Source organism: Isoptericola sp. S6320L (genome assembly GCF_023015685.1).
Lineage (GTDB): Bacteria > Actinomycetota > Actinomycetes > Actinomycetales > Cellulomonadaceae > Isoptericola > Isoptericola halotolerans_A.
Genome location: NZ_JALKAT010000008.1, coordinates 18,824 through 40,159, shown reverse-complemented (window position 1 = coordinate 40,159; position 21,336 = coordinate 18,824). Strand labels below are relative to the sequence as shown.

The window sequence follows — 21,336 nt, the reverse complement described above, 5'->3', positions numbered from 1 at the left end:
CCGGCTGCCGCCCGGTGCCGTCAGGCCGCGAACAGGGCCTCGAGCACCTGGACCACCCCGTGCTCGGCGTTGCTCGGCGCGGTGTGGCGGGCGTGCGCCAGGACGTCCGGGTGGGCGCCGGCCATCGCGAACGACCACTCGGCGGCGTCGAGCATCTCGATGTCGTTGAGGTAGTCGCCGAACACCATCGTCTGGGCGGGCGTCACGCCGAGCTCGGCCTGGAGCCGGCGCAGGCCGCGGCCCTTGGTGACGCCGGTGGGCATCACGTCGATCCAGTGGGGGCTGGAGACGACGACCTGGTGGTCGGCACGCAGGTGCACCAGCGCCGGGAGCGTGCCGGTGGCCGAGTCCACGTCGTCGTACACGGCGACCTTGAGGGTCTCGTCGTCGACGGCGAGCAGGTCCTCGACGACCTCGAGCTCGCGGTAGTAGGTGCGGACGTGGTCGACGAACCGCGCGTCGGCGCGCTCGACGTAGGCGCCTCGCTTGCCGGCGAGGACGGCGCCTCCGTCCCTGCTGGTGCCCAGTCCGCGCACGGCGTGGACGACGGCGGTGACGGCGTCGCGATCGAGCGTCTCGGACGAGACCTCGACGCCACCGCGGGTGACGAGCGTGCCGTTCTCGGCGATGATCACCAGCTCGTCGTGGCCCGGAGTCACCCCGGCCGGGAACGACGCGGCGATCGTGGCGTGCTGCCGTCCGGAGGCGGGCACGAACGCGATGCCGGCGTCGTGCATCCGGCGCAGCAGCGGCCACAGTCCGTCGGGGACGGCACCGTCGGGGTCGAGCAGGGTGCCGTCCATGTCGGTGACGACGAGGCGGACCTGGTCCGGGCGAGGCAACGGGGGGAGCGGCATGGACCCATGATGGGTCGAGGCGGCAGGCCGGTGCACCACCGTCCGCTGTGAGCCTCGCCTCGTCGTGGCCCGCGCGCCCTGGCTCGCGTCAGGAGTCGTCGTCCGAGCCGAAGTCCGTGCGGCGGTGCAGCACGTCGTCGATCACCGACCGGAGGGTGGTCGAGCCCGCGAGGGCTCGCGCGCGCAGGACGGCCAGCGCGTCGCCGGCCGTGGCCCCGAGCTGGGCCATCACCATCCCGATGGCCCGATGCCGGCGGCCGTCGTCGGGCCACCACTGCTCCACCGGTGTGCTCGACGACAGCAGGATGGTCGAGGCGGTGTCCGCGAGCTGTTGCGCCGCGTCGGGGCGCAGCGGGACCTGGTCGGCCTCCTGGTACAGCGTCAGGACGCCCAGGGGCCGCCGCTCGAGGCGCAGGGGAGCGGCGACGACGGCGGCCGAGAGCCCGGACGTCGCCGCGCCGGACGCGAAGGCGGGGAAGTCGGGGAACTCGATGCTGCTGGCCTGGCTGCCCACGACCGTCGCGACCGCACGCTCCTGGGTGAACGCCAGCAGCCCCGGACCCTCGCCCAGCACCTCTTGCAGGTCTTCCATCCGCTGCGTGGTCTCGTCGCCCGTCGTCACGGTCATCTGCTCGAGGGTCATCGGGGCGAACGTCAGCGCACCGCCCCGCGCTCCGAAGGCCCGCGCGCAGGCCCGGCAGACGCCCTCCGCGAGCGGTATCTCCCGCTCCAGGGTCGTGAGCATGCCGACGAGGCGCGAGAGCAGGTTCGGGTCGACCATGGAGCCCCCTCTCGTGGGTTGCCCTCCAGTCTGGGCGGCGGCTCAGATGCTCGCCCGTCGGGGGTGCCGGCACGCCCGGCGGGCTCCCTCCGGGAGTACCGCCCGCCGTCAGGCGTCGAGCACCAGCGCGATGACGACGGGCTCCCGGCGCGACGTCCGGGCCAGCGACCGGCCGACGGCGCCCGCGAGCAGGTTCTCGAGCTCCTCGCCCTCGGTCACGCCGCGGTCGGCCGCGGTGGCCAGCGCCTTCTTGAGGGCGACCGTGGCGGCCTCGAGGCTCTCCGGGCTCTGGACGAACCCGCGGTGCAGGTACTCCGGGGGCTCGGCGAGCTCGGTCGTGCCGGGCTTCAGCAGGACGAGCACGGTCAGCACGCCGCCGGCGCTGAGCTGGCGGCGCTCGGCCAAGGTGTCCTCGGTCGCGTGCCCCACCGTCTGCCCGTCGACGAACACCAGGTCCGCCTGGACCTGGCCGACGATGCGCGCGGTGCCGTCGACGAGGTCGACCACGACGCCGTCGCGGGTGATCAGCACCTTGTCGGGGTCGACGCCCGTGCGCTCGGCGAGCGCCCCGTTGGCGTGCAGGTGCTTGGGCTCGCCGTGGACCGGCATGACGTTGCGCGGCTTGAGGATGTTGTAGCAGTAGACGAGCTCGCCGGCGCTGGCGTGGCCCGAGACGTGCACCCGGGCGTTGCCCTTGTGCACGACGTTCGCGCCGAGGTCGGTCAGCTTGTTGATGATCCCGTAGATGGCGTTCTCGTTGCCCGGGATCAGCGAGCTGGCCAGCAGGACGGTGTCGCCCTCGCTGACGCGGACCTCGTGGGACTCGTTGGCCATGCGGGACAGCGCGGCCAGCGGCTCGCCCTGGGAGCCGGTGCAGACCAGCGTGACCTGCTCGGGCGCCATGCCGCGCGTCTTCTTGTAGTCGATCACCAGGCCGCGGGGGACCGTCAGGTAGCCGAGCTCGCGCGCGATCCGCATGTTGCGCACCATCGAGCGGCCCACGAACGCGACCTTGCGGCCGGCCGCGTGGGAGGCGTCCAGCACCTGCTGGATCCGGTGGACGTGGCTCGCGAAGCTGGAGACGATGACGCGCCCCGGCGTCGAGCCGAAGACCTGCTCGATGGCGGGGACCAGGTCGCTCTCGGAGATCGAGAAGCCGGGGACCTCGGCGTTGGTGGAGTCCACCAGCAGCAGGTCCAGGCCCTCCTCGCCGATCCGGCCGAAGGCCCGCAGGTCCGTCAGCCGTCCGTCGAGGGGGAACTGGTCCATCCGGAAGTCGCCGGTGTGGAGCACGGTGCCGCCGGCGGTCCGGATGACGACGGCCAGGCCGTCGGGGATCGAGTGGTTGACCGCGACGAACTCGAGGTCGAACGGACCCGCCGAGTACCGGTCCGTCGCCTCGACACGCTTGAGCACCGGCTTGATGCCGTGCTCCTTGAGCTTCTCGGCGACGAAGGCCAGCGTCAGCTCGGAGCCGACCACGGGGATGTCGGGGCGGTGCTTGAGCAGGTACGGCACGCCGCCGATGTGGTCCTCGTGCCCGTGGGTGAGGACGATCGCCTCGATGTCGTCGAGCCGGTCGAGGATGCTCGCGAAGTCCGGGAGGATGACGTCCACGCCGGGCTGGTGGTCCTCGGGGAAGAGGACTCCGCAGTCGACGACGAGCAGGCGGCCCGCCTGCTCGAAGACCGTCATGTTGCGGCCGATCTCCCCGATGCCGCCCAGCGGCGTGATGCGCAGGGCACCGCGCGGGAGTCGTGGGGGGCGTCCGAGGTCGCGGGGCGCAGTGTGCATGTCGTCCTTCCGCACGGTCATCCGTGTCGATGGTCCGGTCCTCCGCGTCGCGGCGTGCGCGCTGCGGTCGACCGGTGAGGTGCGGGCCCCTCGTGAGGGGCCCCTGAGATCAGTGTGCCCCGCCGAGCCGTCCGGCGAGCAGGTCCAGCCGCGCGGTGGTGTCCGCGTTGGCGCCGACGATCGTCACGCGCTTGCCCTTGGCCTCGTACTTGGTGCGTACGGCGTCGAGGCTGGCGACGGTGGAGGCGTCCCACACGTGTGCCTTGGTCATGTCGATGACGATCTCGTCCGGGTCGCCCGAGTAGTCGAACTGGTAGACCAGGTCGTTCGAGGAGGCGAAGAACAGCTCGCCCTCCACAGCGTAGGTGCGGACGGCGTCGTCGTCGCCTCCGGGTCCAGCGCTGTCGTCGAGGCGGGTCACGGTGGTGAAGTGTGCCACGCGGCGGGCGAAGAGCACCATCGCGACGACCACACCGACCAGGACGCCGTACGCCAGGTTGTGGGTCCAGACCGTGACGACCACCGTCGACAGCATGACGGCGGTCTCGGACCGGGGCATGCGACGCAGCGTGTCGAGCCGGACCGAGTGCCAGTCGAAGGTGCCGACGGCCACCATGATCATGACGGCGACGAGCGCGGCCATGGGGATGATCGCGACGACGTCGCCCAGGCCGACGACGAGGATCAGCAGGAACACGCCGGCCAGGAACGTGGAGATGCGGGTGCGGGCGCCCGAGGCCTTGACGTTGATCATGGTCTGGCCGATCATCGCGCAGCCGCCCATGCCGCCGAAGAACCCGGTGATGACGTTCGCCGCACCCTGGCCCCAGGCCTCGCGGGTCTTGTTGGAGTGGGTGTCCGTGACGTCGTCGACCAGCTTGGCGGTCAGCAGCGACTCGAGGATGCCCACGAGCGCCATGGCCAGCGCGAACGGCGCGATGATCTGGAGCGTCTCGAGGTTCAGCGGCACGTCCGGGATCAGCAGCGACGGCAGGGACTCGGGCAGGTCGCCCTCGTCGCCGACGGTCGGGACGTTGATGACGGCGAGGACCGTCGCGGCGGTGAGCAGGACGATCGCCACGAGAGGCGCCGGGACGATCTTGGTCCACCGGGGCATCAGCACCATGATGACCAGGCCGACGACGACCAGCCCGTAGATCCACCAGCGGTTGTCGGCGTTCACCTTGTCGCCGAACAGGTGCGGGAGCTGGGAGGTGAAGATGAGGATCGCCAGGGCGTTGACGAAGCCGACCATCACGGAGCGCGGGATGAACCGCATGAGCTTGGCCACGCCGAGCACGCCGAGAGCCACCTGGAGGACGCCCGCCAGGATGACGGTGGCGATCAGGTAGTCGATGCCGTGGTCCCGCGCGACCGGGGCGATGACCAGGGCGACCGCACCCGTGGCGGCGGAGATCATGGCCGGCCGGCCGCCGAGGAACGCGATGGAGACGGCCATCGTGAAGGACGCGAACAGCCCGAGCCGCGGGTCGACGCCCGCGATGATCGAGAACGCGATCGCCTCGGGGATGAGCGCGAGGGCCACGACCAGCCCGGCGAGCACCTCCGTCTTGAGGATGCGGGGCGACCTCAGGGCCTTCAGCACGGAGTAGGCCTCGCCGGCCTCGGGTGCGCCGGTGACCGGCTGCGGCACGGGAGCGGGATCAGGCAGGGAGGGGCGGGCGTCGTTCGGCACGCAGCTTCCTTCGGGCTCGGTGGGCGCGCGCGCCCGCGGACCAGGTCGCGAGACCCGGTCGGGATGGACAAGACGGAGGCACGCGACGCTGCGTACGGAGAGTGTGGGGTGCTCGGCCCGCAGGGTCGGGGACGCGCGGGAGCCGGGCCGGGTCTGACTCTACCCTAACGTGAAGGCAGGTTTGGTGTCAGCGGGTCCAGGGCGATGTCCGGGTGCCCGCGCTCGAACGCACGGGCGTGCCACACGTCTCGCAGGAGGGCCAGCGTCGCGCCGTCCCGGCGGCGGGCGACCTCGGCGCCGGGGTAGGCCGCGACGGCGGCCGCGTGCGCGGGGTCGACGTAGCGGGCCACCGAGAGCGAGAGCGTCTCGAGGACCATCGGCGCCGAGAACTCGTGCTCCATGCGGAACGCGGCGACCTCGAACTGCAGGGGGCCCACGGCCGCCAGGACGGGGCTCGCGTCGCCGCGCAGGTCGGAGACGAGCACCTGGACGACGCCCTCCTGCTCGAGCTGCGACATGCCTTTGCGGAACTGCTTGGAACGGCCCGGGTCGGAGGACCGCGCGACGGCGAAGTGCTCCGGCTCGAACGCCGGCATCGGGGGGAACCGGACGGGCGGCCCGGACGGCTCGTGCACGGTGTCCCCGACGGCCAGCGCGCCGGCGTTGACCAGCCCGACGACGTCCCCGGGGTAGGCGTCCTCCACGGTCGAACGCTCCCGGCCGAACACCGACAGGGCGTACTTCGTCGCGAACGGCCGCCCGGAGCGCTCGTGCGTGACGTTCATGCCGCGCTCGAACCGTCCCGAGCACACCCGGATGTAGGCGACGTGGTCGCGGTGCTTCGGGTCCATGCCGGCCTGCATCTTGAAGACGAACCCGCTGAACGGCGCCTCGACGGGGCGGTCGCCGCCGTCGGCGGTCGGGCGGGCGCCGGGCGCCGGGGCCAGGTCGACCACGGCGTCGAGGAGCTGCCGCACGCCGATGTTGGCCAGCGCCGCCCCGAACAGCAGGGGCGTCGTCTCGCCGCTGCGGAACGTCGCGACGTCGACCGTGTCGAGGAGCTGCGCCCCCTCGACGGCCTCGGTGTAGTCGTCGTCGAGCTCGTCGGCCGCCCGCGACGCGTCGAGGGTCTCCTCCTCCGCGAGCGAGGCGCCACCCGGGGTCCGGCGGTATCTCGTCACGTGCCCGTCCTGCCGGTCGAGCAGGCCGAGGAACCGGCCCGCCTCGCCGACGGGCCACGTCACCGGGGTGGGCCGCAGGCCGATCCGTTCCTCGAGCTCGTCGCAGAGGTCGAGGACCTCGCGGCCGGGGCGGTCCCACTTGTTGACGAACGTGATGACCGGCACGCCGCGACGCCGGCAGACCTCGAAGAGCTTGAGGGTCTGCGGCTCCAGGCCCTTCGCGGAGTCCAGCAGCATGACGGCGGCGTCCACCGCGGTGAGCACGCGGTACGTGTCCTCGGAGAAGTCCGCGTGCCCCGGGGTGTCGAGCAGGTTGATCACGACGTCGCGGTAGACGAACTGCAGCGCGGCGGAGGTGATGGAGATGCCGCGCTTCTGCTCCATCTCGAGCCAGTCGGAGACGACGCCGGAACGGTTGCCCTTGCCGTGCACCGCGCCCGCCTCGTCGATGGCGCGGGCGTGCAGGGCGAGGGCCTCGGTGAGGGTCGACTTGCCGGCGTCGGGGTGCGAGATGACGGCGATGCTGCGGCGTCGGGCGGCCTCGGCCGCGACCGACGGGTTCTCGGTGGTGAGCGTGGTCATCAGGACTCGGTCACCGCCCCGCGCCGGCTCAGCTCGCGGCGCAGGTCGCCGGCGAACTCCTCGGCGCTCTCGAGCTGGGCGCGCAGGCTCCGGCAGCGCTCCTCGGCCGCCGACTCGAACGCGGTGAGGCGCTCGAGCGTCGCCTCGCGGTTCGCCGCGTCGACGTCGTCGCGCTCCAGGTCGTCGAGGGTGGTCAGCAGGTCGCGCATCTCCTCGAGCGTGAAGTCGAGCGGCTTCATGCGCTTGACGACCATGAGCCGCGCGATGTCCGACTCGGTGTACAGCCGGAAGCCGCCGTGCGAGCGCGCGGACGGGATGACGAGGCCGACCTCCTCGTAGTAGCGGATCGTGCGCAGGGAGAGGCCGGTGCGTTCCGACACCTCGCCGATCTGCTTGTGGTCCTGACCCATGACTCTCCGTTCGACGTCCGTACCCTACCGTCGCGGGAGGGACGGACCGGCGCCCGTGCCTGTGATGCGTGCCGCTCCAGCGCGTCCGAGGGCACCACGTAGCCTGGGTGCCGTGCCGCGCCGTCCCAGCCAGCCCTCCCGGCCCGTGATCGACCCCGTCGTGCTCGCCGACCTGGTGGCGGGGAGCGCCGACGACCTCGCCCCGGCGGCGGACCTCGACGGCGTCCGGCTCACCGACGTCGACCTCGACCGGGTCGAGCTGCGCGGGGCCCGCGCCGACGGATCGCGTCTCGACGGGCTGCGCGCCCGGGAGGCCGACCTGCGCCACCTGACGCTCACCGAGGTCGTCCTGGCGCGCGTCGACGTCCCGGTCGTGCAGGGCGTGCGGAGCCGGTGGCGCGACGTCGAGGTGCGCGACGCGCGCATCGGTTCGGCCGAGCTGTACGAGTCCACCTGGCAGTCCGTGCACCTCGTGGGCTGCAAGCTGGGCTTCGTCAACCTGCGCGGGGCCACCCTGCAGGACGTCCTCTTCACCGACTGCACCGTCGACGAGCTGGACCTGGTCCAGGCCCGGGCCACCCGGGTCGCGTTCGAGGGCACGCGGGTGCGCCGGCTGGACGTCCAGGCCTCCACCCTGCAGGACGTGGACCTGCGCGGCGCCGAGCTCGCCGAGCTGGTCGGCACGGACGCCCTGCGCGGCACCACGATCAACGCGGCCCAGCTCGGCGAGCTCGCTCCGCTCCTGGCCGCCAACCTGGGGATCTCGGTTGTCGACTGACGCCGGCCGCCCCGGAAACCCTGGCAGCTCCGACCGCCACCCGTGGGTGGTCCGGGCCGTCGCCGCCGCCGGGCTCCTCGTGGTCGCCTGGGTCTGCGTGACGGCCTGGGGCGCCGTCGTGCACGGCCACCCCGCCTACGCGGTGCTCCTGGCGCTCACCGCGATGGTGAGCGTCGCCGTCGGCTGGCGCTCCTTCCGCCCCGCTGCGCCGCGGCGGGGGTGGCGCCGGGTCGCGGGGGTGGTCCTGCTCGTCGCCGCGGCCGGGTGGATCGCCGTCGTCGGCTGGCTGCGACCGTTCGGCGCGGTGGAACCGGCGCTGGACGCGATGCGGTCCGACGGCGCGGTCACCGTCGCCGAGACGTCCACGCAGATCGTGCTGGCACCGACGGACGGCGCGAGCGGGACGGGTGTGCTCTTCCAGCCCGGGGCGCGCGTCGACCCGCGCGCCTATGCCGCCGTGCTGCACCCGCTCGCGGAGGCCGGGCACACCGTCGTCGTGGCGAAGCAGCCGCTGGGTATCGCCTTCCTGGCCGTCGGGGCGCTCGACGACGCCCGGTCCGGGCACCCGCAGGTCGACAGGTGGGTGGTGGGCGGGCACTCGCTCGGCGGCACGGTCGCCGCGATGGAGGCGGACGAGGCCGACGACGACGCGAGCGCACCCGCCGTCGGGCTGCTGCTGTACGCCTCCTACCCGGCGGGCGACGTCAGCGGGTCCCTCACGGCCGCCGTCGAGTCCGTCTCCGGCACCCGGGACGGGCTCGCCACCCCGCCGAAGATCGAGGCGTCGCGCGCCGACCTGCCGCCCGACGCCGGGTTCACCGTCGTGGACGGCGCCTCCCACGCCCAGTTCGGCGACTACGGTCCGCAGCCCGGCGACGGCGTACCGACCCTCACCGACGACGCGGCGCGGGAGCGGATCGCGGCGGCGAGCGTGCAGTTCGTCGCAGGCCTGGCCGGCTGACGATCTCACCCGGCCCCGGGGCGCCCGCGTCCTGGCGTCATCTATCCGTCGCGCCCGTGCTCGGCTACGGTCGGACCGTGCAGCTGCTGGTCGTGGAGGACAACGAGCATGTCGCCGGTGCGCTCGTCTCCGTCCTGGGCAAGCACGGGTACGAGGCGATCCGGGCGGCCGACGGCGCGAGCGCGCTCGCGGCGCTGAGCCCGCGGACCGACCTCGTGCTGCTCGACCTGGCCCTGCCGGACATGGACGGGTTCGAGGTCTGCCGCCGGATCCGCAAGGTCTCCGACACCCCGATCATCATGGTGACCGCGCGCACCCAGCTCGAGTCGAGGGTGCGCGGCCTGGAGCTCGGCGCCGACGACTACGTGACCAAGCCGTACGACATCCGCGAGGTCCTCGCCCGCATCGACGCGGTGCTGCGCCGTGGCCGGTCCCGCGAGTGGGACGGGCGGGCTCACGTCGCCCAGATCGACGTCGGCGAGGTCCAGGTCGACCTCGCCGCCCGCGTGGTGCGCCGCACCGGCGGCGCCGTCGTCTCCCTGACCCGCAAGGAGTACGACCTCCTGGCGCTGCTGGTCCGGCACCGCGGCACGGCGCTCGCCCGCGAGCGCATCCTGCGGGAGGTGTGGGGTTCCAGCTGGAAGGGGCTCGGCCGCACCCTCGAGGTCCACGTCGCCTCCCTGCGCCGCAAGCTCGGCGAGCCCTCGGTGGTGGAGACGGTGCGCGGCGTGGGGTACCGGGTCGGGCAGCAGTGACGTGCGGAGCAGACTCGCCGCCGTCGTCTACGTGCCGCTCGCCCTGGTCATCCTGCTGCTCGGCATGCTCTACGCGTCGAGCGTGACGCGCGCCCACCAGCAGGAGGTCTTCCTGGACCGGCTGCGCGACACGAGCTACCTCGTCCTGCCGGCCCGGCAGGCGATCGTCGCCGACGACCCCTCCCTCGTCGCGGGCGACCTGGAGCGGTACCGGCAGGTGTACGGCATCGGCGCCGCCGTCGTCGACCAGGCCGGGGCCACGGTCGCGGCGGAAGGGATCGAGGTCCAGGAATACGCCGAGCGGCACGCCGCGCTCGCGGGCCGCCGGGCGGAGATGCGCGAGACGTTCTGGCCCTGGGACGCCCAGCGCACCGTGGTGGCCGAGCCCATCTTCGACGGTGGCGACCTGGTCGGCGCGCTCGTGACGTCGTCGGACGGCGGGAAGGTCCAGCGCGCCATCTGGAACAGCTGGGCGCTGCTCGCCGCGGCGGGCGCCGTGATCGCGCTGCTCGCGCTCGTCCTGGCCGACCGAACCGCGGGCTGGGTGCTGCGACCGGTCCGCGCCGTCGACCAGGCGATGGAGAAGATGGGCGACGGGCGGCTCGACGAGCGCATCCCGCCGTCGACGGGGCCTCCCGAGCTCCGTCAGGTGGTGAGCCGCTTCAACGAGATGGCGGAGCGCGTCGAGCACCTGATGCGCCGTCAGCAGGAGTTCGTGGCCAACGCCTCGCACGAGCTCCGCAACCCGCTCAGCGCCCTGATGCTCCGCGTCGAGTCGCTCGCGCTGAGCGTCCCGCCCGAGGGTGCCGACGACGTCGCGCACGTGCGGGCGGAGGCCGAACGGATGGCGCAGATCCTCGACGCCCTCCTCCTGCTGGCCGACGGCTCGAGCATGTCGGCCGCGCAGCCCGTCGACGTCGCCGACCTGGTGGCGCGGCGCGTGGAGGGGCGCAGGATCCTCGACCCGGACCGCGAGCTCCGGCTGACCACTCCCGGGGGTGAGGTCCTCGGGACCGTCGACCCCACCGCGCTCGAGAGCGCGTTCGACACCGTGGTCGAGAACGCGATCAAGTTCGCGCCGGAGTCCGAGCCGATCGACGTCTCCGTGGTCCGCGCGGCCGGCTCGATCGAGGTCGTGGTGCGCGACCACGGCCCGGGCGTGCCGGCCGACCAGCTCGAGCGCCTCACGGAGCGCTTCTGGCGGAGCCCGGGCCACAGCTCGGTGCGCGGTTCCGGCCTGGGCCTCGCGATCGCCTCGGAGCTCCTCGCCGAGCTCGGCGGCGGGCTGCGGCTCGAGCTGCCCGACGACGGCGGCCTGCGGGTGTGCCTGCAGGTCCCGGCCTGGGAGGAGGGGACGTGAGGAGGATCGTCGCGGCCGTGTCGTCGCTGCTCGTGGCGGGTGCTCTCCTGGCCGCGTGCGCCCCGGACAGCGACCCGTGGGAAGGCCGGCAGCCCGAGCGGCTCACCATCGCGACCGGCGGGACCAGCGGCATCTACCACGGCTACGGCCAGGCGTTCGCGTCGCAGCTCGCGGACGAGTACGGGATCGAGGTGGAGGTCCTGAGCACCGGCGGGTCCGTCGACAACCTGCAGCTGCTCGCCGACGGGACGGCGGACCTGGCCTTCAGCGCGGCGGACGCCGTGGCGGACGCCGTCGACGGCGAGGGAGGCTTCGCCGAGCCGGTGGAGGTCCGGGCGCTCGCCCGCGTGTACGACGACTTCGCCCACCTGGTGGTGCCCGCGGACTCGGAGGTCGAGGAGATCGCGGACCTGCGGGGCCTACGGGTGTCCGTCGGCGCGCCACGGTCCGGGACGTCGCTCATCGCGGGCCGCGTGCTCGAGGCGGCGGACGTGCCGATCGCCGACCTCCGGGTCTCCGAGCTGGGGATCACCGAGTCGATCGACGCGCTGGAGGACGGGCGCCTCGACGCGGTCTTCTGGTCCGGCGGGCTGCGCACGCCCGGCATCGTCGGCCTGGCCGAGGAGCTGCCCGTCCGGCTGATCCCGCTGGTGGACGTGGTCGACGAGCTCCGCGCGGAGTACGGGCACGGGTACCGGCACGGTGTGGTGCCCGAGGGTGTGTACGGCATGACCGAGGACGTCGAGACGCTCGCGGTCCCCAACGTCCTGGTGGTGAGCCCCGACATGCCCGAGGGCGTCGCGCACGGGCTGGTGCAGACGCTCTTCGACACGCGCAGCGAGATCTCCGTGCTCGTCCCCTCGGCAGCGCTCCTCGACCGGTCACGGGCGATCTACACCGAGCCCGCCGAGCTGCAGGCCGGCGCGCTGCGGTACTACCAGGACGTCAAGCCCTGAGGTCTGTCCGGGCGGGCCGCGGAGACCTGGCCCACGGAGGAGGAGTTCGCCGGGTCCACCTAGCGGCTGACCGCCGTGGACAGCGGTGGCACCAGCCGCAGCCGGTGGCCGACGCCGCCGCGCCACGGCGTCTCCGGGACGAGCGTCGACGGGTAGCCCCGGGGGTGCTCCCGCTGCCACCGCCAGTGGTCGCGGCAGATCTCGGCGAGGTCCCGGCGGGCCGTCCAGCCCAGGTCGGCCGCCGACCGCGTGACGTCCGCGACCGACGACGCGATCGTGCCGGCCGGTGCCGGCAGCACGCGGGAGGACACCTCCCGGCCGGTGACCTGCTCGAAGGTGCGCAGGACCTCGCGCACGCTGCTCCCGTGCCCGGTCCCGAGGTTCCACGTCCGCACGGCGTCCTCGCCCGGCCGCTCCAGAGCCGCCAGCGCGGCGACGTGGCCCGCGGCGACGTCGGACACGTGGACGTAGTCGCGCAGGGCCGTGCCGTCGGGGGTGGGGTGGTTGCCGCCGTGCACCTCGACGTGGCCGCGCAGGCCCAGGGCCACCTCGCCGAGCCGGGTCAGCAGGCTGGAGGGCGCGCCGTTGCGGTCCTCGCCGATGCGTCCCGACGGGTCGGCGCCCACGGTGTTGAAGCAGCGCAGCACGGCGACGCGCAGCGCGGCACCGGCCCGGGTGACGTCCTGCAGGAGCTGCTCGTTGGTGACCATGGTGCGGCCCAGGGGCGAGGCGGGCGCGAGCGGGGCGTCCTCGGCGAACCGCGTGCCGCCGTCGGGCGAGCCCGCCGTGCCGTGGGCCGTCGCGTCGCCGTAGACCGCGGCGGAGGAGGACAGCACGAGCCGGTCGACCCCGTACCAGGTCATGCACCGCAGCAGCGTGAAGGTGGTGGTCAGGTTGGTCTCGTAGGCGTCCAGGGGGCGGTCGACGCACTCCGACGCGGACCGCAGCCCGGCGAGGTGGACGACGGCGTCGACGGCCGCGCCCGCGAAGATCCGCTCCATGGAGTCGATGTCGGCGACGTCCGCGGCGTGCGTGCGCACCCGGCGCCGGGAGATCGCCTCACCACGGGCCAGCGACGCCGGGGTGCCGCGGGAGAAGTCGTCCACGACGTCGACCTGGTGGCCCGCCTGCACCAGTGCCAGCACCACGTGGGACCCGAGATAGCCGGCGCCGCCGGTGACCAGGACCCGCATCTGACACACCTCGCACCACGTTTGCTGACGTGGGGCCATGATGGTGGCGCCGTGAGGGGCGGCAACAGGGGAGTTGAGGTAGTCAAGAGCATCCCAGGCAAATTCGTGTGACGTGTGCCACGCTGCTGCCATGCTGAGACTTCTGGCCCGCACCGCGGTCCTGCTGCTCGCCGTCGCCGTCGGCCTGCTCCTGACCGACTGGGTGTTCGCCGCCCTCGACTGGCAGACGTTCGACATCGACTGGAGCAACCCGCTGGCGTTCGTGGTCGCCGTCGTCGTGTTCGCGGTGGCCCAAGCCGTGCTCACGCCGTTCTTCGTCAAGCTGGCCCGCAACAACGCGCCGGCGATGCTCAGCGCCGTCGGCCTCATCACCACCTACGTGGCGCTCCTCATCGCCGTCCTGGTCGCGCCCGACGGGCTGGACATCTCCGGGTGGCTGGGCTGGCTCGTCGGCCCGATCATCGTGTGGATCGTGACGCTGCTCGCGAACTTCCTGCTGCCGGCGCTGCTGCTCAAGAACGCCGTGGAGAAGCGTCGCGACGGGGAGTGACCCTGCGCGGACGGCTCAGAGCTGCTGGCGCACGCCGGCGGCCCGGGCGATGCCCTCGACCTGCTCCTCCAGGTCGTCGCGCAGCGGCTTGATCCCGTCGCCGCGGCGCAGCACGGGGAGCTGGACCGGGTGGTCGACCTCCTCGAGCACGAAGCCCAGGGCGGCGTAGAGCGCCGCGAGGGCCAGCACCAGCCCGAGCACGCCCGCGGCGGCGTCCCACCCGGCGGATCCGGTGAGCTCGGCGACCCCGGTCAGGGCGAACCGTGCCGCGGACCCGACCATGATCCCGGCGGCGAGCAGCTTGCCGTGCGCCGCGGCCGCCGGGAGGAGCAGGGCGACGGCGGCCGTCAGCAGGAGCACGCCCACGGCGGGGCTCGCCGTGCCGGGCGGCGAGGTGAGCGTCGCGACCGCGAGCATGGCCCACACCCCGGCGACCATGGCCATCCCGGTCCCGGCGATCGGGTCGCGGGCGCCGAACCCGACGACGGCGGCGAGGGACTGCAGCGGCACGGTGAGCACCAGCACCGCCAGCGCCACGGTGTTCTCCTCCGCGGTGGGGAGCAGGCCGAGCTGGAGGCAGCTGAAGCCGACCGTGCCCAGGGCCAGCGCCATGAAGCCCAGGGGGAGGGGGTTGCCGCTCGGGCGCAGCACGATGCGCGTCATCTGCAGCTGTTCGCTCTGCCGGTCGCGCGGTGCGGAAGGTTCGCTCATCGGATCACACAACACGATCTCGTGGTGCCCCACAACGGCGGGGGCGCCGGGCCAGGTCAGGGCGCCGCGGTGCTCGCCCGCTCGACCAGGCGCGTCGGCACGAGCGTGCGTCCGTGCGGGATGGTGCGGTCGGCCATCTGACGCAGCACCCCGGCGACGCAGCGCCGTCCGACCTCCGCGAAGTCCTGGTGCACCGTGGTCAGCGGCGGGAGGTAGGCGACGGCGTCGGGGAGGTCGTCGAACCCGACCACGCTGACGTCCTGCGGCACCTTGCGCCCGGCCTCGGCCAGGGCGCGCAGCAGCCCGAGCGCCATCTGGTCGTTGGCCGCGAAGACGGCGGTCGCGTCGGTGCGGGCGATCTCCTGCCCGGCCGCGTACCCGGAGGCCGCGGACCAGTCCCCGCGGTACACCGGGGGGACGTCCCGGCCGGCCTCGTGCAGCGTCCGGCGCCAGGCGTCCTCGCGTCGCTGGGCGGAGAAGGACTCGGACGGTCCGGCCAGGTGCACCACGGTCCGGTGCCCGAGACCGAGCAGGTGCTCCACCGCGGTGCGCGACCCGGCGGCCTGGTCGGTGTCCACCACGGGGTAGCGGTCCCCGGCGTCGGAGTCGGCGACGACGACCGGCACGTCGGTGGGCAGGGAGATGCTGGCGGCGTCGAGCAGGTGGACCTCCATCAGGAGGATCACGGCGTCGACGGCGAGCTCGCCCATGCGGGTGAAGGCGCCGTTGACCCCGTCCTGCGTGGGGGCCTCGACGGGGATCACGGTGATGGCGTAGCCCTCGGCCGCGGCCGACGTCGCGATCGCGTCCAGGGTGCGGACGTTGCCGGTGGTGGACAGCGAGAACAGGATGACCCCGATGGTGCGGAACCGGCCGGAGCGCAGGGCGCGGGCCGCGCTGTTGGGCCGGTAGCCGAGCTCACGCATGGCCGCCAGCACCTGCTCGCGCGTGCGGTCGACCACGCCGGGGTGGCCGTTCGAGACGCGCGAGACGGTCTGCGACGAGACGCCGGCGCGCCGCGCGACGTCGGCCATCGAGACGCGCTGAGGTCGCCCGGTCGGGCTCGGGTCGGGCAAGGGTCCTCCGCTCGGTCACAGTTCGGTCTCGCCGGCCGTCGGGGTTGACGTACCGCGTCCCGCGATGCACGATCACCTTAGTCCATGTTTACGTAAACATCCGTCCTCGTGGCGCCTGATGTTGACGTGAACATCCCCGTGACCCCGAGGAAGACCCGCATGACGACGACGTCCCCACCGGTGGCGGCCGCACCGCCCGCTCCGGCCACCCGGCGACCCAGCCGACGGCGATGGACCGGCTGGATGTTCGTCGGCCCCTTCATGCTCGTGTTCGCGCTGGTGTTCCTGGCGCCCATCGTCTACTCGCTGTACCTGTCGGTGTTCCGCACCCAGATGGTCGGCGGCACCACGTTCGTGGGCCTGGACAACTACGCCCGCGCCATGCAGGACCCCCAGTTCTGGGAGGGCCTGGCCCGCGTGAGCCTGTTCCTCGTGGTGCAGGTGCCGATCATGCTCGGCATCGCCCTGCTCGTGGCGCTGGCCATCGACTCCGGCCGGCTCTACGGCAAGAGCTTCTTCCGCATCTCGATCTTCATGCCGTACGCGGTCCCCGCCGTCGTCGCCTCGCTCATGTGGGGCTTCATGTACGGCACCCGGTTCGGCCTGGTCGGCAACCTCAACGACGCGCTCGGCGTCTCCCTGCCCGACCCGCTGTCTCCCGACCTCGTGCTGGCGTCGATCGGCAACATCGTCACCTGGGAGTTCGTGGGCTACAACATGCTGATCTTCTACGCGGCGCTGCGCGTCGTCCCGCACTCGCTCTACGAGGCCGCGGAGATCGACGGGGCGACGCAGTGGCAGGTGGTCCGGTCGATCAAGATCCCCGCGATCCGCGGTGCCCTGGTGATCGCGACGATCTTCTCGATCATCGGCAGCTTCCAGCTCTTCAACGAGCCCAGCATCCTGCAGTCGCTGGCGCCCAACGCCATCACCACGTCCTACACCCCGAACCTGTACGCCTACTCGCTGTCCTTCTCCGGCCAGCAGTACAACTACTCCGCGACCGTCGCCATCATCATGGGCCTGATCACCATGGTGATCGCCTACGTGGTGCAGCTGCGCGGCATGCGCAAGGAGGCGTGACGTGACCACCGCCCTCACCGCGACCGCCCCGTCCTCCCGGGGGCCGCGCCTGCGGACCCGGACCGTCAACAAGCACAGCGTCGACCGGCCCCGCCGCAGCCCGCTGCTCACGGTGCTCACCGCCGTCGTGCTCGTGTACTCGCTCGTGCCGCTCGTGTGGCTGCTCGTCAACTCCACCAAGACCCAGGGAGACCTGTTCTCCTCGTTCGGGCTCTGGTTCGGCGACTCGTTCGCCCTCTGGGACAACGTCGTCGCCACGCTCACCTACGACGACGGCGTGTTCGTCCGGTGGCTCGGCAACACCGTGCTCTACGTCGTGCTGGGCGCCGGCGGGGCCACGTTCCTCGCCATCCTGGGCGGGTACGCCCTGGCCAAGTTCGACTTCCCCGGCAAGCGCGGCGTGTTCGCCGTCGTCATCGGGGCCGTGGCGGTGCCCGGCACCGCCCTCGCCGTGCCGACGTTCCTCATGTTCAGCCAGATGGGGCTGACCAACACGCCCTGGGCCGTGATCATCCCGTCCCTGATCTCTCCGTTCGGCCTCTACCTCATGTGGACGTTCGCGGCCGAGGCGATCCCCACCGAGCTGCTCGAGGCCGCCCGGATCGACGGGGCGGGGGAGTTCCGCACCTTCTTCCGGGTCAGCCTGCCGCTGCTCGCGCCGGGGATCGTCACCGTGCTGCTGTTCACCATGGTGGCCACCTGGAACAACTACTTCCTGCCGCTGATCATGCTGCGCGACAGCGACTGGTACCCGCTGACCCTCGGCCTGAACGCGTGGAACGCGCAGGCCGCCACCGCCGGCGGCGAGGCGATCTTCCACCTCGTCATCACCGGCTCCCTCCTGACGATCCTGCCGCTCGTCGCGGCGTTCCTGGTGCTGCAGCGCTACTGGCAGTCCGGGCTCGCCGCCGGGAGCGTCAAGGAATGACCTGACCGACGCCGGGCCGGCGGCGCCACCGATGGCGCCGCCGACCGCCCGACCGACTGTTCCGACAACGAAGTGAGGACCGACATGACTGCACGAACGACCACCCGGACCACCCGGTGGCTGCGCGGCACCGCCGTCGCCGGCGTCCTGGCCCTGGGCCTGACGGCCTGCGCGAGCGGCGAGACCGACTCCGGCGAGGCCACCCAGGACGCCGACTCGGCGCTGGAGGAGGGCGGCGAGATCACCGTCTGGGCCTGGGACCCCACGCTCGAGTCGGTGGCCGCCGACTTCGAGGCGGAGCACCCGAACGTCACCGTGAACCTGGAGAACGTCGGGACCGGCAACGACCAGTACACGGCGCTGCAGAACGCGATCGCCGCCGGTGACGGCGTGCCCGACGTCGCGCAGATCGAGTTCTACGCGCTGCCGCAGTTCGCGCTCTCCGAGGCCCTCGCGGACCTCACGGCCTACGGGGCCGACGAGCTCGACGGCACCTTCACGCCCGGCCCGTGGGGTGCGGTGCAGCAGGAGGGCGGCGTCTACGCCCTGCCCACCGACTCCGGGCCGATGGCGCTGTTCTACAACAAGCGCGTCTTCGACGAGCACGGCATCGAGGTCCCCACCACGTGGGAGGAGTACGTCGAGGCGGCCCGCACCCTGCACGAGGCCGACCCGGACGCCTACCTCACCAACGACGTCGGCGACGCCGGCTTCACCACCTCGATGATCTGGCAGGCCGGGGGGCGCCCCTACCAGGTCGAGGGCACCGACGTCACGATCGACTTCACCGACGAGGGCACCCAGCAGTTCACCTCCACGTGGCAGACCATGCTCGACGAGGAGCTCGTGGCCCCGGTCGGCTCCTGGAGCGACGAGTGGTACCAGGGCCTGTCCGACGGCTCCATCGCCTCGCTCGTCATCGGCGCCTGGATGCGCGGCAACCTGGAGTCCTCGGTGCCGGACGCGTCCGGCGACTGGGCCGTCGCACCGATGCCGCAGTGGGAGAGCGGCGAGGAGGTCACCTCGGAGAACGGCGGCAGCTCGCTGGCGATCCCGGCCGCGAGCGAGAACGCCGACCTCGCCTGGGCGTTCCTCGAGTACGCGACCGTCGGGGACGGCATCGCCACGCGCGTCGACGAGGGCGCCTTCCCGGCGACCGTCGCCGAGCTGGAGGACCCCGCGTTCCGCGAGCAGGAGTTTGAGTACTTCGGCGGCCAGCAGGTCAACGAGGTCCTGGCCGACTCGTCGGCGAACGTCGCCGAGGGCTGGCAGTACCTGCCGTTCCAGGTGTACGCCAACTCGATCTTCAACGACACGGTGGGCCAGGCGTACGTCTCCGACACCACCCTGACCGACGGCCTGGCCACCTGGCAGGAGCAGTCGACCACCTACGGCAACGACCAGGGCTTCACCGTCAACCAGTGACGGCCCGCCCGTGAGCGCCGGTGGGGACGGCGAGCCGCCGTCCCCACCGGCGCCGCCACGGCGCCCTCCCCGCAGACCCCGCACACCCCGCACGTCCAGGAGCCTCCATGACCGACGTCCCCCGCCTGCTCGCGGGCCCCGAGACGACCCGCCCCGCACGCCTCGGGTACGGCGCCGACTACAACCCGGACCAGTGGCCGCGCGAGGTGTGGGCCGAGGACGCGCGGCTCATGCAGGCCGCGGGCGTCACCGTCGTCTCCGTCGCGATCTTCTCCTGGGCCCGGATCCAGCCGGCACCCGACCGCTGGGACTTCGGCTGGCTCGACGAGGTCATGGACCTCATGCACGCGCACGGCATCTCCGTGGACCTCGCCACCGCCACCGCGTCCCCGCCGCCGTGGCTCACCACCGCGCACCCGGAGATCCTGCCGGTGACCCGCACGGGGGAGACCCTGTGGCCCGGCGGCCGCCAGCAGTGGCGGCCCACCTCGCCCGTCTTCCGCGAGCACGCGCTCGCCCTGGTCGAGAAGATGGCCGAGCGGTACGCCGCGCACCCGGCGCTCGCGGCCTGGCACGTCAGCAACGAGCTCGGCTGCCACAACGTCGAGGACTACTCCGACGACGCCGCACGGGCGTTCCGTACCTGGCTCACGGCGCGCTACGGCACGCTCGACCGGCTCAACGAGGCGTGGGGCACGGCGTTCTGGTCGCAGCGCTACACCGACTGGGAGCAGATCCTGCCGCCGCGGCTCGCGGCGTCGTACCCGAACCCGACGCAGCAGCTCGACTTCAAGCGGTTCTCCTCGGACGCCCTGGTGGAGCACCTGCGCGCCGAGCGGGACGTGCTGCGCCGCATCACGCCGGACGTCCCGGTCACCACGAACTTCATGGTCATGGGTGAGACCAAGGGCATGGACTACGCCGCCTGGGCTCCCGAGATCGACTTCGTCTCCAACGACCACTACCTGCAGCCCGGTCCGCAGGGCCGCGAGGAGATGTCGTTCTCCGCGAACCTGACCAGCGGCGTCGCGGGCGGCCGCCCCTGGTTCCTCATGGAGCACTCCACCAGCGCCGTGAACTGGCAGCCGGTCAACGTGCCGAAGCGGCCGGGCGAGCTCGCCCGGGACTCGCTGACGCACGTGGCCCACGGCGCCGACGCCGTCTGCTTCTTCCAGTGGCGCCAGTCCGCCGCGGGCGCGGAGAAGTACCACTCGGCGATGGTGCCCCACGCCGGGGAGGACTCGGCGCTGTTCCGCGACGTCGTCGCCCTCGGCCGGACGCTCGCCGACCTCGCCCCCGTCGTCGGGGCGGAGCGGGCACCGGCCCGCGCCGCGATCCTGTTCGACTGGGACTCCTGGTGGGCCTCCGAGCTGGACTCGCACCCCACCGAGGCGCTGCGCTACCGCGCCGAGGCGCTGGACTGGTACCACGCGTTCCTCGACGCGGGCGTGCGCGCCGACGTCGTCCCCGTGGCCGGCCTCGACGACGGCCGCACGGACCTCGCCGACTACGACGTCGTCGTCGCGCCGGTGCTGCACGTCGTCCCGGCGGCGCTCGCGGACCGGCTGACCCGTTGGGTGGAGGCCGGCGGCCACCTCGTCACCACGTACTTCTCCGGCATCGTCGACGCCGACGACCACGTGTGGCTCGGCGGCTACCCGGGCGCCCTGCGCGACCTGCTCGGGCTCCGCATCGAGGAGCTCAACCCGTTGCGCGACGGCGAGCGCGTGCGGCTCGACGACGGCTCGACGGGCACGCTGTGGACGGACCGCATCGACGTGCTGCCGGGCACGGACGTGCTGGCGACCTACCTCGACGGGCAGCAGGCCGGGCGCCCGGCCGTCACCCGGCGGGCGGTGGAACGCGGGTCGGCCGCCTACGTGTCGACCCGGCTCGGTGCCGCGGGCCTCCGCCCGCTGCTCGAGCGGCTCCTCGACGCCGCCGGCGTGCGCTCCGAGCTGCCCGAGCCGCTGCGCGGCCGGGTGGAGCTGACCGTGCGCCGCACCGCCGACGAGGAGTTCTGGTTCCTCGTGAACCGGACCGACGAGGCGCTGGGCCTCGCCGGCCTCGACGGCAAGGCCCTCGTCAGCACCACGCCGCACGACGGCGAGGTCGCGGACGCTCGTCCGTCCGGCGAGGTCCCGGCCGACACGCTGGCGCCCCGCGGCGTCGTGGTGCTGCGCCGTCCCCGCGCCTGACAACCACCCGTCCACCCGACCGCACGACCGCAGGATCTCGGACCATCGCACCGACGCGAGA

General features: G+C 72.9%; 19 protein-coding genes. 10 read left to right on the top strand and 9 right to left on the bottom strand.

Annotated elements, in window-relative coordinates:
- Positions 1-20 precede the first annotated feature (20 nt).
- From MWU57_RS06695 to MWU57_RS06670, 6 genes are all read right to left on the bottom strand, one after another.
- Positions 21-857, bottom strand: a complete 837-nt coding sequence (locus MWU57_RS06695; RefSeq protein ID WP_246908201.1) for a Cof-type HAD-IIB family hydrolase — start codon at positions 855-857, stop codon at positions 21-23.
- A gap of 88 nt (positions 858-945) precedes the next feature.
- A complete protein-coding gene (locus MWU57_RS06690; protein WP_246908199.1) occupies positions 946-1,638 on the bottom strand; it encodes an ANTAR domain-containing protein in 693 nt (230 codons plus the stop codon).
- A gap of 108 nt (positions 1,639-1,746) precedes the next feature.
- Positions 1,747-3,432 carry a ribonuclease J gene (locus tag MWU57_RS06685; protein WP_106265112.1) on the bottom strand — a complete coding sequence of 562 codons (1,686 nt, stop codon included), beginning with the start codon at positions 3,430-3,432 and terminating at the stop codon, positions 1,747-1,749.
- A gap of 109 nt (positions 3,433-3,541) precedes the next feature.
- Positions 3,542-5,128, bottom strand: a complete 1,587-nt coding sequence (locus tag MWU57_RS06680) for a SulP family inorganic anion transporter (RefSeq protein ID WP_374108532.1) — start codon at positions 5,126-5,128, stop codon at positions 3,542-3,544.
- A gap of 164 nt (positions 5,129-5,292) precedes the next feature.
- Entirely contained in the window at positions 5,293-6,891 is a 1,599-nt protein-coding gene (locus MWU57_RS06675; protein ID WP_246908197.1) for a peptide chain release factor 3, read from the bottom strand.
- Complete coding sequence (locus MWU57_RS06670) at positions 6,891-7,301, bottom strand: MerR family transcriptional regulator (RefSeq protein WP_246908195.1); 411 nt, start codon at positions 7,299-7,301, stop codon at positions 6,891-6,893. The genes MWU57_RS06675 and MWU57_RS06670 overlap by 1 nt, the downstream gene beginning before the upstream one ends.
- A 112-nt stretch (positions 7,302-7,413) precedes the next feature.
- On the opposite strand from MWU57_RS06670, the gene MWU57_RS06665 reads away from it, so the two are divergent.
- From MWU57_RS06665 to MWU57_RS06645, 5 genes are all read left to right on the top strand, one after another.
- Positions 7,414-8,079 (top strand): pentapeptide repeat-containing protein, encoded by a 666-nt coding sequence (locus tag MWU57_RS06665; RefSeq protein ID WP_246908193.1) that lies wholly within the window; start codon positions 7,414-7,416, stop codon positions 8,077-8,079.
- The gene (locus MWU57_RS06660; RefSeq protein ID WP_246908191.1) at positions 8,069-9,040 is read left to right on the top strand and encodes an alpha/beta hydrolase; all 972 of its coding nucleotides are present in this window, start codon (positions 8,069-8,071) and stop codon (positions 9,038-9,040) included. The genes MWU57_RS06665 and MWU57_RS06660 overlap by 11 nt, the downstream gene beginning before the upstream one ends.
- Before the next feature lie 77 nt (positions 9,041-9,117).
- Positions 9,118-9,795 carry a response regulator transcription factor gene (locus tag MWU57_RS06655; protein WP_106265116.1) on the top strand — a complete coding sequence of 226 codons (678 nt, stop codon included), beginning with the start codon at positions 9,118-9,120 and terminating at the stop codon, positions 9,793-9,795.
- Between the two features lies 1 nt (position 9,796).
- Positions 9,797-11,155: a HAMP domain-containing sensor histidine kinase gene (locus tag MWU57_RS06650; RefSeq protein ID WP_246908189.1), complete on the top strand. Its 1,359-nt coding sequence runs from the start codon at positions 9,797-9,799 to the stop codon at positions 11,153-11,155.
- Positions 11,152-12,111, top strand: coding sequence for a TAXI family TRAP transporter solute-binding subunit (locus MWU57_RS06645; RefSeq protein ID WP_246908186.1), 960 nt, complete (start codon positions 11,152-11,154; stop codon positions 12,109-12,111). Before MWU57_RS06650 ends, MWU57_RS06645 begins: the two co-directional genes overlap by 4 nt.
- A 59-nt stretch (positions 12,112-12,170) precedes the next feature.
- Here the strand turns inward: MWU57_RS06645 and galE are convergent, their stop codons facing one another.
- On the bottom strand, positions 12,171-13,304 hold the full coding sequence (galE, locus tag MWU57_RS06640; protein ID WP_246908184.1) for a UDP-glucose 4-epimerase GalE: 1,134 nt from the start codon (positions 13,302-13,304) through the stop codon (positions 12,171-12,173).
- Positions 13,305-13,434: 130 nt separating this feature from the next.
- Here galE and MWU57_RS06635 point away from each other — a divergent pair, with 130 nt between their 5' ends.
- Positions 13,435-13,854 (top strand): phage holin family protein, encoded by a 420-nt coding sequence (locus MWU57_RS06635; RefSeq protein WP_106264226.1) that lies wholly within the window; start codon positions 13,435-13,437, stop codon positions 13,852-13,854.
- Between the two features lie 15 nt (positions 13,855-13,869).
- Here the strand turns inward: MWU57_RS06635 and MWU57_RS06630 are convergent, their stop codons facing one another.
- Positions 13,870-14,565, bottom strand: a complete 696-nt coding sequence (locus tag MWU57_RS06630) for a GPR1/FUN34/YaaH family transporter (protein WP_246908182.1) — start codon at positions 14,563-14,565, stop codon at positions 13,870-13,872.
- 56 nt (positions 14,566-14,621) lie between these two features.
- On the bottom strand, positions 14,622-15,641 hold the full coding sequence (locus MWU57_RS06625) for a LacI family DNA-binding transcriptional regulator (RefSeq protein WP_308221148.1): 1,020 nt from the start codon (positions 15,639-15,641) through the stop codon (positions 14,622-14,624).
- Positions 15,642-15,800: 159 nt separating this feature from the next.
- On the opposite strand from MWU57_RS06625, the gene MWU57_RS06620 reads away from it, so the two are divergent.
- The 4 genes from MWU57_RS06620 to MWU57_RS06605 all read left to right on the top strand — a co-directional run bounded on the left by MWU57_RS06620 (position 15,801) and on the right by MWU57_RS06605 (position 21,275).
- Entirely contained in the window at positions 15,801-16,724 is a 924-nt protein-coding gene (locus MWU57_RS06620) for a carbohydrate ABC transporter permease (RefSeq protein ID WP_106264231.1), read from the top strand.
- 1 nt (position 16,725) lies between these two features.
- Positions 16,726-17,652: a carbohydrate ABC transporter permease gene (locus MWU57_RS06615; RefSeq protein WP_106264233.1), complete on the top strand. Its 927-nt coding sequence runs from the start codon at positions 16,726-16,728 to the stop codon at positions 17,650-17,652.
- Positions 17,653-17,736: 84 nt separating this feature from the next.
- A complete protein-coding gene (locus MWU57_RS06610) occupies positions 17,737-19,077 on the top strand; it encodes an ABC transporter substrate-binding protein (RefSeq protein WP_246908181.1) in 1,341 nt (446 codons plus the stop codon).
- A 107-nt stretch (positions 19,078-19,184) separates the two neighbouring features.
- Entirely contained in the window at positions 19,185-21,275 is a 2,091-nt protein-coding gene (locus tag MWU57_RS06605) for a beta-galactosidase (RefSeq protein WP_106264236.1), read from the top strand.
- Positions 21,276-21,336: the final 61 nt, after the last annotated feature.